We start from the raw sequence: 15237 nt of genomic DNA on the forward strand, positions 1-15237 counted from the left end.
GCGTGATCGTTGACGTTTTTCGCGAGCAAGCTCGCTCCTGCAGGGTAGTGTGATGCTTTACAGAACCGGCGCGGCTGCAACGGCCTTCGGCTGGCGATACAGGTCCAGGAGCACCTGGTCCAACACCGATGACGCGCCCCAAGGCTTGGAGTCGTTGAGAATCGCCACCACCGCCCAAGTGTTGCCGTTGTTGTCACGGCTGAACCCGGCAATGGCGCGCACGGTGTTCAGGGTACCGGTTTTCACGTGAGCTTCACCGCGCATCGCTGTGGTCTTCAGGCGTTTGCGCATGGTGCCGTCAGTGCCGGCGATTGGCATCGAGCTGATGTACTCCGCCGCGTAGGGGCTTTTCCAGGCGGCTTGCAGCATGGCCGCCATCTCGCGAGCGCTGACCCGTTCGGCGCGGGACAGGCCGGAGCCGTTCTCCATTACCAGGTGCGGTGCGGTGATGCCTTTTTTGGCCAGCCATTGGCGCACGACGCGTTGCGCGGCCTTGGCATCGTCGCCATCGGCATCGTTGCGAAATTGCGCGCCCAGGCTCAGGAACAGTTGCTGGGCCATGGTGTTGTTGCTGTATTTGTTGATGTCGCGAATGATTTCCGCCAGGTCCGGCGAGAATGCGCGGGCCAGCACCTTGGCATCCTTGGGCACTGGCGCCTGGATATCGCGGCCCTGGATGGTGCCGCCCAGCTCCTTCCAGATCGCACGCACGGCGCCGGCGGTGTAGGTGGCGTGGTCGAGCAGTGACAGGTAAGTCTGCGAGCTGCAGCCATCAGCCAGTTGGCCGCTGACGGTCACGGTCACACTGCCGTCGGCGGCGGTCACCGGGTTGTAACGCACGTCACCGGTGCACTGTTTGGCGTTGGTGACTTTCACCTGGTTGTCGATGCGAATGCTGGCAATCGGCGGTTCGACCGACACGATCACGCGTCCCGAATCATTACGGGTCACGAAGCGCAGGGCCTTGAGGTTGACCAGCAAGGCATCGGGCTTGACCAGGAACGGCTTGTTCTCGTCGTTGCCGTCGTCATTGAAATCAGGCAACAGCGGCTGGTTGAAGAAGTTGCGATCCAGTACCAGGTCGCCGGTGACCTGCTGCACGCCATTGGCACGCAGGTCGCGCATCAGCAGCCAGAGCTTTTCCATGTTCAGCTTGGGATCGCCGCCGCCCTTGAGGTACAGGTTGCCGCGCAACACGCCACCGCTGAGGGTGCCGTCGGTGTAGAACTCGGTCTTCCACTGGTGGTTGGGGCCGAGCATCTCCAGGGCCGCGTAAGTGGTCACCAGCTTCATGGTAGAGGCCGGGTTCACCGATACGTCGGCATTGAATACGGTTGGCGTACCGGGGCCGTTCAGAGGCAGCATTACCAGAGACAACGCGGTATTGGGCAGTTTGGCTTTCTGCAAGGCCTGCGCGACGCTGGGGGGCAGGGCAGTATTGATGGGGGCGGCAGTGGCCGAAAGGGCCAAAGGCAAAAGGACACTGGCAAGTAATACAGAACGCAACGATTTGATCATAAGAAATAAAACCCTACTGCTGAGAAGGGTGAAAAAGGCGAGGGGTATATAAGAAAATCCCTCAATGGTCACGAAAGTGTCGGCATTATGCCCCAAGGTGGCTTCACTTGTAGCTGAACGATAGCCGCTAATCAGGTTTTTTTAACTGCCGATGCGCCGCCCGTCCCAGAGAGTCGGGCAATTGCCGCCTTAAACTGCTAAAGTGCCGCCCGTTATTACTTATGAGGATTGTTCCAATGGCGACTAACCGTTCCCAGCGTCTGCGCAAAAAACTGTGCGTTGATGAATTTCAAGAGCTGGGTTTCGAACTGAACCTGGACTTCAACGAAGGCCTGAGTGAAGAAGCTATCGACGCTTTCCTCGAAGCATTCATCAAAGAAGCCATGGAAGCCAATGGTCTGGGCTATGTCGGCGGCGATGACTACGGTCTGGTTTGCCTGCAGAAGCGTGGCTCGGTGTCCGAAGAGCAGCGCGCTGCTGTCGAAGCCTGGCTGAAAACCCGTTCCGAGCTGACCAAGGCTGAAGTCAGCCCGTTGCTGGACGTGTGGTATCCGGAAAAGCCGATCAACGCGGCTAAGTGATACTAAACAAAACGGCGACCTGAGGGTCGCCGTTTTTTTATGCCTTGCGCCAATTCAGAATCAACAGCGTCAACACCCCCGCCACAATCCCCCAGAACGCCGACCCGATGGAAAACAACGTCAAGCCTGACGCGGTGACCATAAAGGTGATCAGCGCCGCTTCCCGCTCCTTCGGCTCATTCATGGCAATGCTCAGGCCGTTGATGATCGAGCCAAACAACGCCAGCGCTGCAATCGACAGCACCAGTTCCTTGGGCAGGGCTGCGAACAATGCCGCCAGGGTTGCGCCGAATACCCCGGCAATCCCGTAGAACACCCCACACCACACCGCAGCGGTGTAGCGCTTGTTGCGGTCTTCATGGGCGTGCGGCCCGGTGCAGATTGCCGCGCTGATCGCCGCCAGGTTGATGCCGTGGGAGCCGAACGGTGCCAACACCAGCGAGGCCAGGCCGGTGGTGGTGATCAGCGGCGAAGCCGGCACGGTGTAGCCGTCGGCCCGCAGCACGGCGACCCCGGGCATGTTCTGCGAGGTCATGGCCACCACAAACAGCGGGATACCGATGCTGATGGTCGCCGCCAGTGAGAAATGCGGCGTGGTCCATACGGGCGTCGCCACTTCCAGATGAAAACCGCTGAAGTCCAGCAACCCCATCAGCCCCGACAGCGCGGTGCCTATCAGTAGCGCGGCAAGCACGGCATAGCGCGGCGACAGGCGCTTGATGATCAGGTAGGTGAAAAACATCCCCAGTACCAGACCGGTGCGATGCTGCGCAGCGACGAAGATTTCGCTGCCGATCTTGAACAGGATCCCCGCCAGCAACGCCGCCGCCAGCGATGCAGGGATGAGCTTGACCAGTTTTTCAAAGCTGCCGGTCATCCCGCATAGGGTCACCAGCACTGCGCAGGTGATGTAGGCGCCGATGGCTTCGCCATAACTCACGCCGCCTAAACTGGTGATCAACAGCGCCGCGCCGGGTGTGGACCAGGCGATGGTGATGGGTGTGCGATAGCGCAGGGACAGGCCGATGCTGCATACCGCCATGCCGATGGAAATCGCCCAGATCCACGAAGAAATCTGTGCGGTGGTCAAACCGGCGGCTTGGCCGGCCTGGAACATCAGCACCAGGGAGCTGGTGTAGCCGGTCATCATGGCGATAAAACCGGCGACGATGGCCGAGGGGGAGGTGTCGGCCAGCGGGCGCAAGGGCGCTTGGGTGGCGTCGGTCATGGAAGGGTGTTCCTTTTACCTGGGATTTGCCGGTGACGGCGCAGATTCAAGCCTAAACTCAAACGTAACGAGTCATTGCAATACAGCCGGGGCCGCAAACAGCCGTACAGTGTGTTGGCGCATTGGGTTGTGTACAATGTGCGCTGTTTTTAGGTGATACTTGCCAGCGACCCGTAGTTGCCGTATTACCTTGAATTTGCCGTATTACCGTTAATTCGCCGCCGTTCTCCCTACCCGAGTGCCCATGAACGAACAGTTGCAACCTCTCAAGAAACAACCGCGAGCCGGCAAGACCGGTCGCAGCGGAACCCAGGACGATATCGTCTACGCGCATATCTTCGAGGCGATCCTCGAACAACGCCTGGCACCCGGAACCAAATTGAGTGAAGAGGCACTGGGCGAGATCTTTGGCGTTAGCCGCACCATCATTCGCCGCGCACTGTCGCGCCTGGCCCATGAAGGCGTGGTACTGCTGCGGCCCAATCGCGGCGCAGTGGTTGCCAGCCCCAGTGTGGAAGAAGCGCGCCAGGTGTTCATGGCCCGGCGTCTGGTGGAGCGAGCGATCACGGAGTTGGCGGTGCAGCACGCTACCGCTGAGCAATTGGCCGAGTTGCGCCAGATGGTCAATGACGAGCGCGACAGTTTCTCCCGCGGTGATCGCGGTGCCGGTATCCGTCTTTCGGGCGAGTTCCACCTGAAACTGGCCGAAGCGGCCAAGAACGCGCCGTTGATCAGCTTCCAGCGCAGCCTGGTGTCCCAGACCTCATTGATCATCGCCCAGTACGAAAGCGGCAACCGCTCGCACTGTTCCTACGATGAGCACACCCAGTTGATCGACGCGATCGAAGCCCGCGATGCGGTGCTGGCGGTGAACTTGATGATGCATCATATGGATCATATCGACAGCAAGCTCAACCTCGATGAAGAGAGCGCGTCGGATGATTTGCATGCGGTGTTTTCGCACCTTCTACAGACTAAAAAACCTGGGCGCACGTCTGTAAAGTTGTAAACCCAATCAAATGTGGGAGCGAGCTTGTGTGGGAGCTGGCTTGCCTGCGATAGCATCACCGCAGTGTAACTGACATACCGCGGTGCCTGCATCGCGGGCAAGCCCGGCTCCCACACAAGCCCCTCCCACATTGGTTTTGTGGTGTCTCTGAGATCAGCGCTGGTGCACCAGCTGGCCGGCTGCATAGGTTTGCAACACTGCCCGATCATCCCCCAGCGTCATCAGCACAAACAACGTCTCGGCAATGTTATTGGCCTGCTTCAAGCGATAGCTGAGCAGTGGCGTGGCGTTGTAGTCCAGCACCAGGAAGTCCGCATCCGTCCCCGGCTGCAATGTGCCGATCCTGTCTTCCAGGCGCAACGCGCGCGCACCGCCCAGGGTCGCCAGATAGAGCGACTTGAACGGGCTCAACCGCGCTCCCTGCAACTGCATGACCTTATAGGCTTCATTCAGTGTTTGCAGGAGCGAGAAGCTGGTGCCGCCGCCCACGTCGGTGCCCAGGCCTACGTTCAATTTGTGTTTCTCGGCCATGGGCAAGTTGAACAACCCACTGCCGAGGAAGAAGTTCGACGTTGGGCAGAACGCCACCGCCGAGCCGGTCTCCGCCAGCCGTGCGCATTCGTCGTCACACAGGTGCACGCCGTGGGCAAACACCGAACGCTCGCCGAGCAGTTTGTAATGGTCGTACACGTCCAGGTAGCCGTTGCGCTCGGGAAACAGCTCGTTTACCCATTCGACTTCCTGCTTGTTCTCACTGATGTGGGTCTGCATGTACAGATCTGGGTATTCGCCCAGCAATTGCCCGGCCAGCGCCAGTTGCTCAGGCGTGCTGGTGGGGGCGAAGCGTGGCGTAACGGCATAATGCAGGCGGCCTTTGCCGTGCCAGCGCTCGATCAACGCTTTGCTTTCTTCATAGCCGCTTTGTGCGGTGTCAGTCAGGTAGTCCGGCGCGTTGCGGTCCATCATCACTTTGCCGGCGATCATGCGCAGGTCGAGTTTTTCCGCAGCTTCAAAGAACGAATTCACCGATTGCGGGTGTACGCTGCCGAAGACCAGTGCGGTGGTGGTGCCGTTGCGCAGCAACTCCTTGATGAAGATATCCGCGACGTTATCGGCGTGGGCCTTGTCGGCGAACTGGCTTTCACAGGGGAAGGTGTAGGTGTTGAGCCAATCCAGCAATTGCTCGCCGTAGGCGCCGACCATGCCGGTTTGCGGCAGATGGATATGGGTGTCGATCAGGCCGGGGGTGATCAATGCGTCCTGGTAGTGCGTGATGTCGATGTCGGCGGGCAGCGTCGGCAGCAGGTCGCTGGCGTGGCCGAGCGCACTGATCTGGCCGTTATCGATCACCAGCAGGCCGTCTTCGAAATACTCGTAGGAGGCGTCGATGCCAACGATGGCAGGGTCGTCGATGCTGTGCAGGATGGCGGCGCGGTAGGCTTTGCGAGTCAAAGGCATGGTTATCTCAATTGATAGCTTGGCTGCGGCGCGAAGCCGGCAGCAGTTTGGCAATGGGTTCGGCGCCGGCAGTGTGCTGGCCGAAATTGGCGTTATAGGTGGCGATGATTTCGCCGGCGATGGAGATGGCGATCTCTACCGGCAACTTGCCCTTCACCTCGGTGAGGCCCATGGGGCAGCGCATGCGTTGCAACCGTGCGGTGTCGAAGCCGCGGTCACGCAGGCGGTGTTCGAATTTGACGCGTTTGGTTTTCGAGCCGATCAGGCCGAAGTAGGCGAAGTCATTGCGCTTGAGCAGGGCGGCGGTGAGTTCCAGGTCCAGCGCGTGATTGTGGGTCATGACGATGCAGTAACTGCCCGCGGGCAGGTCGGCAATTTCATCGACCGGTTCTTCACTGACGATTTTACGCACGCCTTGCGGGATGTGCTCCGGAAACTCCTGCTCACGGGAATCGATCCAGCGTACGCGGCAGGGCAAGCTTGCCAGTAACGGCACCAGCGCACGCCCGACATGGCCGGCGCCAAACACCGCGATCTGCGCCTGCACCTGGCCCATGGGTTCGAACAGCAATACCGCCACGCCACCGCAGCACTGGCCCAGGCTCGCGCCGAGGCTGAAGCGCTCCAGATGAGTGGTTTGCTGGCCGCGCACGAGCATGTCGCGAGCGAGCTGCATTGCCTTGTATTCCAGGTGCCCGCCGCCGATGGTGTCGAAGGTGTGCGCGGCGCTGATCACCATCTTGGAACCGGCATTACGTGGCGTGGAGCCCAGCTCTTCGATGATGGTCACCAGTACGCAGGGTTCGCCCTGGTTCTGCAGGGTGGCGAGGGCGCTGATCCAGTTGTCCATGTCTACCTCAACATTTCTGCTGTTAGTTCGGCCACTATCGCAGGCAAGCCAGCTCCCACATTTGATCGGGTTCGCACCTTAAAATGTGGGAGCCGGGCTTGCCCGCGATGGCAGCGCCTGGGTCTAGAGCGAAGCCAATTCAGTGTCAGCCTCGATAGCTTTCGCCGCCCGCAACTGCCGCATCTGCTCACACCCCCATAACACCCGCTCGGGCGTGGCCGGTGCATCAATCTTTGGTTGCTGGCGATAGTCCGCCAAACTCGCCACCGCGTCCTTGATCGCGCACCACGAAGCAATCCCGAGCATGAACGGCGGCTCACCCACGGCCTTGGAGTGGAACACCGTGTCCTCCGGGTTCTTGCGGTTCTCTACCAGCTTCACCCGCAGGTCCAGCGGCATGTCCGCCACCGCCGGGATCTTGTAGCTGGCCGGGCCGTTAGTCATAAGCTTGCCTTTGTTGTTCCACACCAGTTCTTCCATGGTCAGCCAACCCATGCCCTGGATAAAGCCGCCTTCGACCTGGCCGATGTCGATGGCCGGGTTCAGCGAGGCGCCTACGTCATGGAGGATGTCGGTGCGCAGCATCTTGTATTCGCCGGTCAGGGTGTCGACGATCACTTCGCAACACGCGGCGCCGAAGGCGTAGTAGTAGAACGGCCGGCCACGGGCCTGACTGCGGTCGTAGAAGATTTTCGGAGTTTTGTAGAAACCGGTGCTCGACAGCGAGACCTGGCCGAAATACGCCTGCTGGATCAACGCTTCGAAGCTCAGGATCTGCTCGCGCACGCGCACATGGCCGTTGCGAAACTCCACGTCCGCTTCGCTCACGTCGTACTTGCGCGCAGCGAACTCCACCAGGCGCTGCTTGATGGTATCGGCGGCATTCTGTGCCGCCTTGCCGTTCAGGTCGGCACCGCTGGAAGCCGCAGTGGGCGAGGTGTTGGGCACCTTGTCGGTGTTGGTGGCGGTGATCTGCACGCGGTCGATGTCCACCTGGAACACTTCGGCCACCACTTGCGCGACCTTGGTATTCAAGCCCTGGCCCATCTCGGTGCCACCGTGGTTCAGGTGGATGCTGCCATCGGTGTAGATATGGATCAGCGCGCCGGCCTGATTCAGGAAGCTTGCGGTGAAAGAAATGCCGAATTTCACCGGGGTCAGCGCCAGGCCCTTTTTCAGGATCGGGCTGTGGGCGTTATACAGACGGATCGCTTCGCGGCGTTCGGCATATTGGCTGCTGGCTTCGAGTTCGGCGGTCATCTCTTCGAGCATGTTGTGCTCGACGGTCTGGTAGTAGTGGGTGACGTTGCGCTCGGTCTTGCCGTAGTAGTTGGCCTTGCGTACCGCCAGTGGGTCTTGGCCTAAATGGCGGGCGATGGCGTCCATCACTTCCTCGATGGCGACCATGCCTTGGGGGCCGCCGAAGCCGCGATAGGCGGTGTTGGAGGCCGTGTTGGTCTTGCAGCGATGGCCGTTGACCGTCGCATCGCCCAGGTAATACGAATTGTCGGCGTGGAACATCGCGCGGTCGACAATCGAGTTGGACAGGTCTGGCGAACAGCCGCAGTTACCCGCCAGTTCCAGGTTGATCCCGTGCAGGCGACCGTTGTCGTCGAAGCCCACGTCGTACTCGATATAGAACGGGTGACGCTTGCCCGTCATCAGCATGTCTTCAACCCGCGGCAAACGCATCTTGGTCGGCTGGCCGGTCAAGCGTGCTACCACCGCGCACAGGCAGGCGGGGCTGGCGGCCTGGGTTTCCTTGCCGCCGAACCCGCCGCCCATGCGGCGCATGTCCACGACAATCTTGTTCATCGACACGTCAAGCACTTCGGCCACCAGCTTCTGCACTTCGGTGGGGTTTTGCGTAGAGCAATAGACGATCATGCCGCCGTCTTCGGTGGGCATTACCGAAGAGATCTGGGTTTCCAGATAGAAGTGTTCCTGGCCGCCGATATGCAGGGTCCCCTGGATACGGTGCTTGGCACTCGCCAGCGCAGACGCCGAATCGCCGCGTTGGTGCGTGTGGCTGTCGAGCACGAAATGCTTGTTGCGAAAAGCCTCGACCACATCCAGCACTGGCTCCAGGTCTTCGTATTCGATCACTGCCGCCATCGCTGCCTTGCGCGCGGTCTCCAGGTCACGGGCCGCCACGGCCAGCACCACCTGGCCGACGAACTGCACAGTGTCGATGGCCAGCAATGGGTCGCCGGGCATCAACGGCCCGATGTCTTTCAGGCCTGGTACATCTTCGTGGGTAATCGCAATGCGCACGCCGTCGAAGGCGTAGCAGGGCGCAGTGTCGATACTGAGGATGCGGGCGTGGGCACGGTCGGACAGGCGCGCATACAGGTGCAACTGGTTGGGAAATTCCAGGCGGTCATCGATGTACTGCGCTTCGCCGCTGACGTGCTTGGCGGCGCTGTCATGCTTGACGCTGCGCCCGACCCCGGAGGTGAGATCCCGGGCAAACAGTTCGGCAAGTTCGGCCTGGGTCTTTACGACGGCGTGATGGTTAGACATAAGCGGTCACCCGAGTCTCGATGTGCGGCGTTTGCAGTTCGATGAAGTATTTGCGCAGCAGGTTCTGCGCGCTGAGCAGGCGATACTCCTTGCTGGCGCGGAAGTCCGACAGCGGGGTGAAGTCCTGTGCCAGGGCGGCGCAGGCTTTCTCGACCGTGGCCGAGTTCCAGATGGCGCCCACCAGCGCGGCCTCGCAACTTTTTGCGCGTTTTGGTGTGGCAGCCATGCCGCCGAAGGCAACGCGCGCCGCGCTGATCACACCGTTGTCGATGTTCAGGTTGAACGCCGCGCACACGGCTGAAATATCATCGTCCAGGCGCTTGGACACCTTATAGGCACGGAACAGTGCGTGGCCTTTGGGCACGATGATCTTCTCGATGAACTCGCTGTCCTGGCGGGCGGTGACACGGTAATCGATGAAATAGTCTTCCAGCGCCAGCGTGCGGCGGGTGTTGCCTTTGCACAGTACGATCTGGGCGCCGAGCGCAATCAACAGTGGCGGCGAATCCCCAATCGGTGAGGCGTTGCCGATATTGCCGCCCAGGGTGCCCTGGTTGCGGATTTGCAGGGAGGCGAAGCGCTGCAGCAGTTCGCCGAAGTCCGGGTATTCATGGTGTAGCGCGGTGTAGCAATCGGAGAGAACGGTGGCCGCGCCGATCTCCAGGCGGTCGTCGAAATGCTCGATGCGCTTCATGTCTTCAATGTTGCCGACGTAGATCATCACTGGCAGGGTGCGGTGGAACTGGGTCACTTCCAGCGCCAGGTCGGTGCCGCCGGCCAGCAGGCGGGCTTGCGGATAGGCGTCGTAGAGGTCGGCCAGGTCGGCGACGGTCAAGGGCACCAGGCAGCGTTTGTCACCGCTGTTGAGCTCGCCGGTCTGGGTGGGCGCGATGCTTTTAAGGCGGGCGATGGTGTCGGCCTCGCGGCTGTCGAACTGATCCTGAGGCTTGTTGCAGCAGGCTTGTTCGGCGGCGGCCAGGATCGGGCGATAACCTGTGCAGCGGCACAGGTTGCCGGCCAGGGCTTCATGGGCTCTGTGGCTGTCGGGGGCGTCACTGTTTTTTTGCAGGGCAAACAACGACATCACGAAACCCGGGGTGCAAAAGCCGCACTGCGAGCCATGGCACTCGACCATGGCCTGTTGCACGCTGTGCAGTTGGCCCTGGTGCTTGAGGTCTTCAACGCTGATCAGTTGTTTGCCGTGCAGGGACGACACGAACGTCAGGCAGGAATTGAGGCTGCGATAACGAATCTGCTCGGCGCCTTGGCCATCGGTATGCAGCTCACCGACCACCACCGTGCACGCACCGCAGTCGCCGCTGGCGCAGCCTTCCTTGGTACCGGATTTGCCCACATGCTCACGCAGATAGTTGAGCACGGTCAGGTTGGGGTCCAGGGCGTGCTCGCTACGGAGTTCCTGGTTGAGTAAAAACTGGATCACGGAAGGCCTCGCAGACTCATTATTGTTGTTAACCGCTTTGCGCCGAATCTAGTCATGTCTGACTTTTCGGTCAATGGTTTTCTGACCTAAGGGTCAAGAAAATGCGATCGCAACACTTTCAATTATGGTTCAGTCTTCTGGAACCGGTGTTTTTGGCGGCGTGTGGGCTGTTAACGTTGCTTATTTCATGCCAAATTCGCCACGGTGGGCGTAGCGCCATCAGCGGGCCAATGCGCTACACTGCCGCGCTTGTACCGATAGAAGATTTTGAAGGGAAAACATGACGTTCAAGGCGCCGGACAGTCTCGCCGAGCAAATCGCTCACCACCTCGCCGAACGTATCATTCGCGGCGAACTCAAGCCTGGGGAGCGGATCCAGGAACAGAAGGTCACGCTGGCGCTCAACGTCAGTCGCGGTTCCGTGCGCGAAGCCTTGCTGATCCTCGAACGCCGCCATCTGATCGCGATCCTGCCGCGCCGTGGCGCCCACGTTACCGAGCTCACCGCGCACAAGGTGCAGAGCCTGTGTACGTTGATGGGCGAGATGTACATCCTGCTCGGCAATGCAGTGGCCGAAGGCTGGCAGATCCAGGCCGATATGGCGCCGTTCCTGCAGATCCAGCAACGCCTGCAGCTGAGCTTGGAGCGCGAGGACATCCGCGCCTTCGTCGAAGAAAGCTTCAGCGTGATGCGCGCCGCGTATCCCTTCGCCAACAACCCTTATTTGCAGGAAACCGTTGAAAACCTGCAGCCGGCGATGAACCGCGCTTATTACCTGGCCCTGGATCAGCGCAAGGCGTCCATGAGCGAGTTCCAGGCACTGTTCGAGCAATTGCTCGCCGCGGTGCTCGCCCGTGATCTGGTGCAGATTCGCCTGGTGCTGTCGGCCTACTGCCAGCGCAGTAGCTCGCTGGTCATCGCTGCGTTGGCGGACGCCTAAGCGTGCGGCTCAAGTGCATCAAGTTGGCGGGGTTCAAATCCTTCGTCGACCCGACTACCGTGAACTTCCCCAGCAACATGGCAGCGGTAGTGGGACCCAATGGCTGCGGCAAGTCGAACATCATCGACGCCGTACGCTGGGTGATGGGCGAGAGCTCGGCGAAGAACCTGCGTGGCGAGTCGATGACCGATGTCATCTTCAACGGCTCCACCAGCCGCAAGCCGGTGAGCCAGGCCAGCATCGAACTGGTGTTCGACAACTCCGACGGTACCCTGGTCGGCGAATACGCCGCCTACGCAGAGATCTCCATTCGCCGCAAAGTGACGCGCGACAGCCAGAACAGTTACTTCCTCAACGGCACCAAGTGTCGCCGCCGGGACATCACCGATATTTTCCTCGGCACAGGTTTGGGCCCGCGCAGCTATTCGATCATCGAACAGGGCATGATCTCCAAGCTGATCGAAGCCAAGCCCGAAGACCTGCGCAACTTTATCGAAGAAGCGGCCGGCATCTCCAAGTACAAGGAGCGCCGCCGCGAAACTGAAAACCGCATCCGCCGTACCCATGAAAACCTCGCCCGCCTGACCGACCTGCGCGAAGAGCTGGAGCGCCAGTTGGAGCGTCTGCACCGCCAGGCCCAGGCCGCCGAGAAGTATCAGGAATACAAGGGCGAAGAGCGCCAGCTCAAGGCGCAACTGTCGGCCCTGCGTTGGCAGGCACTGAACGATCAAGTGGGCCAGCGCGAAGCGATCATTGGCACCCAGGAGGTCAGCTTTGAGGCGCTGGTGGCCGAGCAACGCAATGCTGACGCCAGCATCGAACGCTTGCGTGACGGGCACCATGAACTGTCCGAACGCTTCAATCTGGTGCAGGGCCGCTTCTATTCGGTGGGGGGCGATATCGCTCGGGTCGAGCAGAGCATCCAGCACGGCCAGCAGCGTTTGCGCCAGTTGCAGGATGACTTGAAGGAGGCCGAGCGCGCTCGCCTGGAAACCGAGTCGCACCTGGGTCATGACCGCACCTTGCTGCTGACCCTCGGCGAAGAGCTGGACATGCTCACCCCCGAGCAGGAAATCACCAACGCCGCCGCCGAAGAGGCCGCCGCCGCGCTGGAAGAATCCGAAACCACCATGCACGCCTGGCAGGAGCAGTGGGATACCTTCAACCTGCAATCGGCCGAGCCGCGTCGCCAGGCCGAGGTGCAGCAGTCGCGCATTCAGCAACTGGAAACCAGCATGGAGCGCCTGGCCGAACGCCAGCGTCGCCTGCAGGAAGAACGTGTATTGCTCGCCGCCGACCCCGAAGACGCGGCGATCATGGCGCTGAGCGAGCAACTGGCCGAAAGCGAAATGACGCTGGAAGAGTTGGAGGCCAGCGAGGAACAACAGGTGGAACGCCTGGAGCAATTGCGTCAGCAACTGCATACGGCAACCCAGGCGCAGCAGCAGGCCCAGGGCGATCTGCAACGGCTCAATGGGCGCCTGGCATCTCTTGAAGCCTTGCAGCAAGCTGCGCTGGACCCTGGCACCGGCACCGCCGAGTGGCTGCGCGACCAGCATCTGGCCGAGCGCCCGCGCCTGGCCGAAGGCTTGAAGGTAGAAGCCGGTTGGGAGCTGGCGGTGGAAACCGTACTCGGCGCCGATCTGCAAGCGGTGCTGGTGGACGATTTTGGCTGCTTCGACCTGGCCGGTTTCGCCCAGGGCGATCTGCGTTTGCTCAGCCCGGCGGCCGACGGCACGCGGGTACCGGGCAGCCTGCTGGACAAGGTCGAGGCGGCGATTGATTTGTCGCCATGGCTGGGCCAGGTCAAGCCGGTTGAGTCACTTGAACAGGCCCTGGCCCAGCGCGGTCAACTGAGCGCCGGCGAAAGCCTGATCAGTCGCGACGGTTATTGGATCGGCCGACATTTCCTGCGCGTGCGCCGTGCCAGCGAAGCGGAAAGTGGCGTATTGGCCCGCGGCCAGGAAATCGTCAACCTGATCGCCGAACGCGAAGAGCGCGAAGCCACCCTCGAAAGCCTGGAAACCGAACTGCAAACCCTGCGCGCCACCCAGCGCCAGCAAGAGACCGGCCGCGAACACCTGCGCCGCTTGTTGCAAGACGAAGCGCGCCAGCAAGGCGAATTGAAAGCCCAACTGTCGGCGAGCAAAGCCAAGGTCGAACAACTGACCCTGCGCCGCACCCGCCTTGACGAAGAAGTGGCCGAGATGGGCGAACAGCGCGCCCTTGAACATGAGCAGGTTGGCGAAGCGCGCCTGCAATTGCAGGAAGCCCTCGACAGCATGGCGCTGGATACCGAGCAGCGCGAGTTGCTGCTGGCCCAGCGTGACAGCCTGCGCGAACGCCTCGACCGCGTGCGCCAGGAAGCTCGCCAGCACAAGGATCACGCTCACCAGTTGGCGGTGCGCCTGGGCTCTCTGCGGGCCCAGCATGATTCCACGCGCCAGGCCCTTGAGCGCCTGGAGATGCAGTCCGAACGCCTCACCGAAAAACGTGAGCAACTGAGCCTCAACCTGGAGGAGGGCGAGGCGCCGTTGGAAGAGCTGCGCCTCAAGCTTGAGGAACTGCTCGACAAGCGCATGACCGTCGACGTAGAGCTCAAGACCGCGCAGATCGCCCTGGAAGATGCCGACCGCGAACTGCGTGACGCTGAAAAGCGCCGTACCATGGCCGAGCAGCAATCCCAATTGATCCGCGGCCAACTCGAACAACAGCGCATGGAGTGGCAAGCCCTCACCGTGCGCCGCAAGACCTTGCAAGACCAGTTGCTCGAAGACGGTTATGACCTGCATGGCGTGCTCAACACCCTGACCGCCCAGGCCAACGAGAAGGAAGCCGAAGAAGAACTTGAGCGGATTGCCGCACGCATTCAACGCCTTGGCGCCATCAACCTTGCGGCGATCGATGAGTACCAGCAGCAGTCCGAGCGCAAACGTTATCTGGATGCTCAGGATGCCGATCTGGTCGAAGCCCTGGACACCCTGGAAAACGTGATCCGCAAGATCGACAAGGAAACCCGCAACCGCTTCAAAGATACCTTTGATCAGATTAATGGCGGTTTACAGGCGTTATTCCCAAAAGTTTTCGGTGGTGGCAGTGCCTACTTGGAACTGACGGGCGAAGATCTACTCGATACAGGGGTAACGATCATGGCGCGGCCTCCGGGCAAGAAGAACAGCACCATCCATTTGTTGTCCGGTGGCGAAAAAGCCCTGACCGCATTGGCCCTGGTATTTGCCATCTTCAAGTTGAACCCGGCGCCGTTCTGTATGCTCGACGAAGTTGACGCGCCGCTGGATGACGCTAACGTTGGACGCTACGCTCGGTTGGTCAAAGAGATGTCCCAGACTGTGCAGTTCATCTACATCACCCACAATAAGATCGCCATGGAAATGGCGGATCAGTTGATGGGGGTCACGATGCACGAGCCGGGCTGTTCGCGTTTGGTCGCAGTGGATGTGGAAGAGGCGATGGCAATGGTGGAATCCTGAACCATGCCAGGAGAGAGAATTTACGGTACGTCGTAGGGCGATTTACCGGTCTGGCGAAAGTGGCAAATGGACATATTTGTTCAAGGCATTTTGACAGACGGTGTAAAGTTATCTTTGGTCGTGCTAGTTTAATGTCAATTTTTCGTATGCGTGGGCAAAACGTCAGTCAGAACATAGAGTTGGCGCCACGTTTTAAAG

Annotated in this window: 10 protein-coding genes; 4 read left to right on the plus strand and 6 right to left on the minus strand. The window is 60.5% G+C overall.

Annotated features, from left to right (window positions below):
- Window positions 1–57: 57 nt before the first annotated feature.
- The gene (gene dacB / locus J1G33_RS11165; RefSeq protein ID WP_005790339.1) at window positions 58–1518 is read right to left on the minus strand and encodes a D-alanyl-D-alanine carboxypeptidase/D-alanyl-D-alanine-endopeptidase; all 1461 of its coding nucleotides are present in this window, start codon (window positions 1516–1518) and stop codon (window positions 58–60) included.
- Between the two features lie 236 nt (window positions 1519–1754).
- Between dacB and J1G33_RS11170 the strand changes: the two genes are divergently transcribed.
- Window positions 1755–2099, plus strand: a complete 345-nt coding sequence (locus J1G33_RS11170) for a YggL family protein (protein ID WP_003193255.1) — start codon at window positions 1755–1757, stop codon at window positions 2097–2099.
- A gap of 37 nt (window positions 2100–2136) precedes the next feature.
- Here J1G33_RS11170 and J1G33_RS11175 read toward each other — a convergent pair whose 3' ends face one another.
- Complete coding sequence (locus tag J1G33_RS11175) at window positions 2137–3327, minus strand: benzoate/H(+) symporter BenE family transporter (protein ID WP_223018099.1); 1191 nt, start codon at window positions 3325–3327, stop codon at window positions 2137–2139.
- 244 nt (window positions 3328–3571) lie between these two features.
- Between J1G33_RS11175 and J1G33_RS11180 the strand changes: the two genes are divergently transcribed.
- The gene (locus J1G33_RS11180; protein ID WP_005790335.1) at window positions 3572–4336 is read left to right on the plus strand and encodes a GntR family transcriptional regulator; all 765 of its coding nucleotides are present in this window, start codon (window positions 3572–3574) and stop codon (window positions 4334–4336) included.
- Window positions 4337–4489: 153 nt separating this feature from the next.
- On the opposite strand, the gene guaD is transcribed toward J1G33_RS11180, so the two are convergent.
- The 4 genes from guaD to xdhA all read right to left on the minus strand — a co-directional run bounded on the left by guaD (window position 4490) and on the right by xdhA (window position 10608).
- Window positions 4490–5794 carry a guanine deaminase gene (guaD, locus tag J1G33_RS11185; protein ID WP_223018100.1) on the minus strand — a complete coding sequence of 435 codons (1305 nt, stop codon included), beginning with the start codon at window positions 5792–5794 and terminating at the stop codon, window positions 4490–4492.
- 7 nt (window positions 5795–5801) lie between these two features.
- Window positions 5802–6644, minus strand: a complete 843-nt coding sequence (gene xdhC / locus J1G33_RS11190; protein WP_216091951.1) for a xanthine dehydrogenase accessory protein XdhC — start codon at window positions 6642–6644, stop codon at window positions 5802–5804.
- A gap of 123 nt (window positions 6645–6767) precedes the next feature.
- Window positions 6768–9167, minus strand: a complete 2400-nt coding sequence (xdhB, locus tag J1G33_RS11195) for a xanthine dehydrogenase molybdopterin binding subunit (protein ID WP_223018101.1) — start codon at window positions 9165–9167, stop codon at window positions 6768–6770.
- Window positions 9160–10608 carry a xanthine dehydrogenase small subunit gene (gene xdhA / locus J1G33_RS11200; protein ID WP_223018102.1) on the minus strand — a complete coding sequence of 483 codons (1449 nt, stop codon included), beginning with the start codon at window positions 10606–10608 and terminating at the stop codon, window positions 9160–9162. The genes xdhB and xdhA overlap by 8 nt, the downstream gene beginning before the upstream one ends.
- Window positions 10609–10888: 280 nt before the next feature.
- On the opposite strand from xdhA, the gene J1G33_RS11205 reads away from it, so the two are divergent.
- Together J1G33_RS11205 and smc are read left to right on the plus strand one after the other, a co-directional pair.
- Window positions 10889–11548 (plus strand): GntR family transcriptional regulator, encoded by a 660-nt coding sequence (locus tag J1G33_RS11205; RefSeq protein WP_223018103.1) that lies wholly within the window; start codon window positions 10889–10891, stop codon window positions 11546–11548.
- A 2-nt stretch (window positions 11549–11550) separates the two neighbouring features.
- Window positions 11551–15039: a chromosome segregation protein SMC gene (smc, locus tag J1G33_RS11210; protein WP_223018104.1), complete on the plus strand. Its 3489-nt coding sequence runs from the start codon at window positions 11551–11553 to the stop codon at window positions 15037–15039.
- Window positions 15040–15237 lie beyond the last annotated feature (198 nt).

Source organism: Pseudomonas sp. P867 (assembly GCF_019891455.1).
In the GTDB taxonomy this organism is placed as follows: Bacteria; Pseudomonadota; Gammaproteobacteria; order Pseudomonadales; family Pseudomonadaceae; genus Aquipseudomonas; species Aquipseudomonas synxantha_A.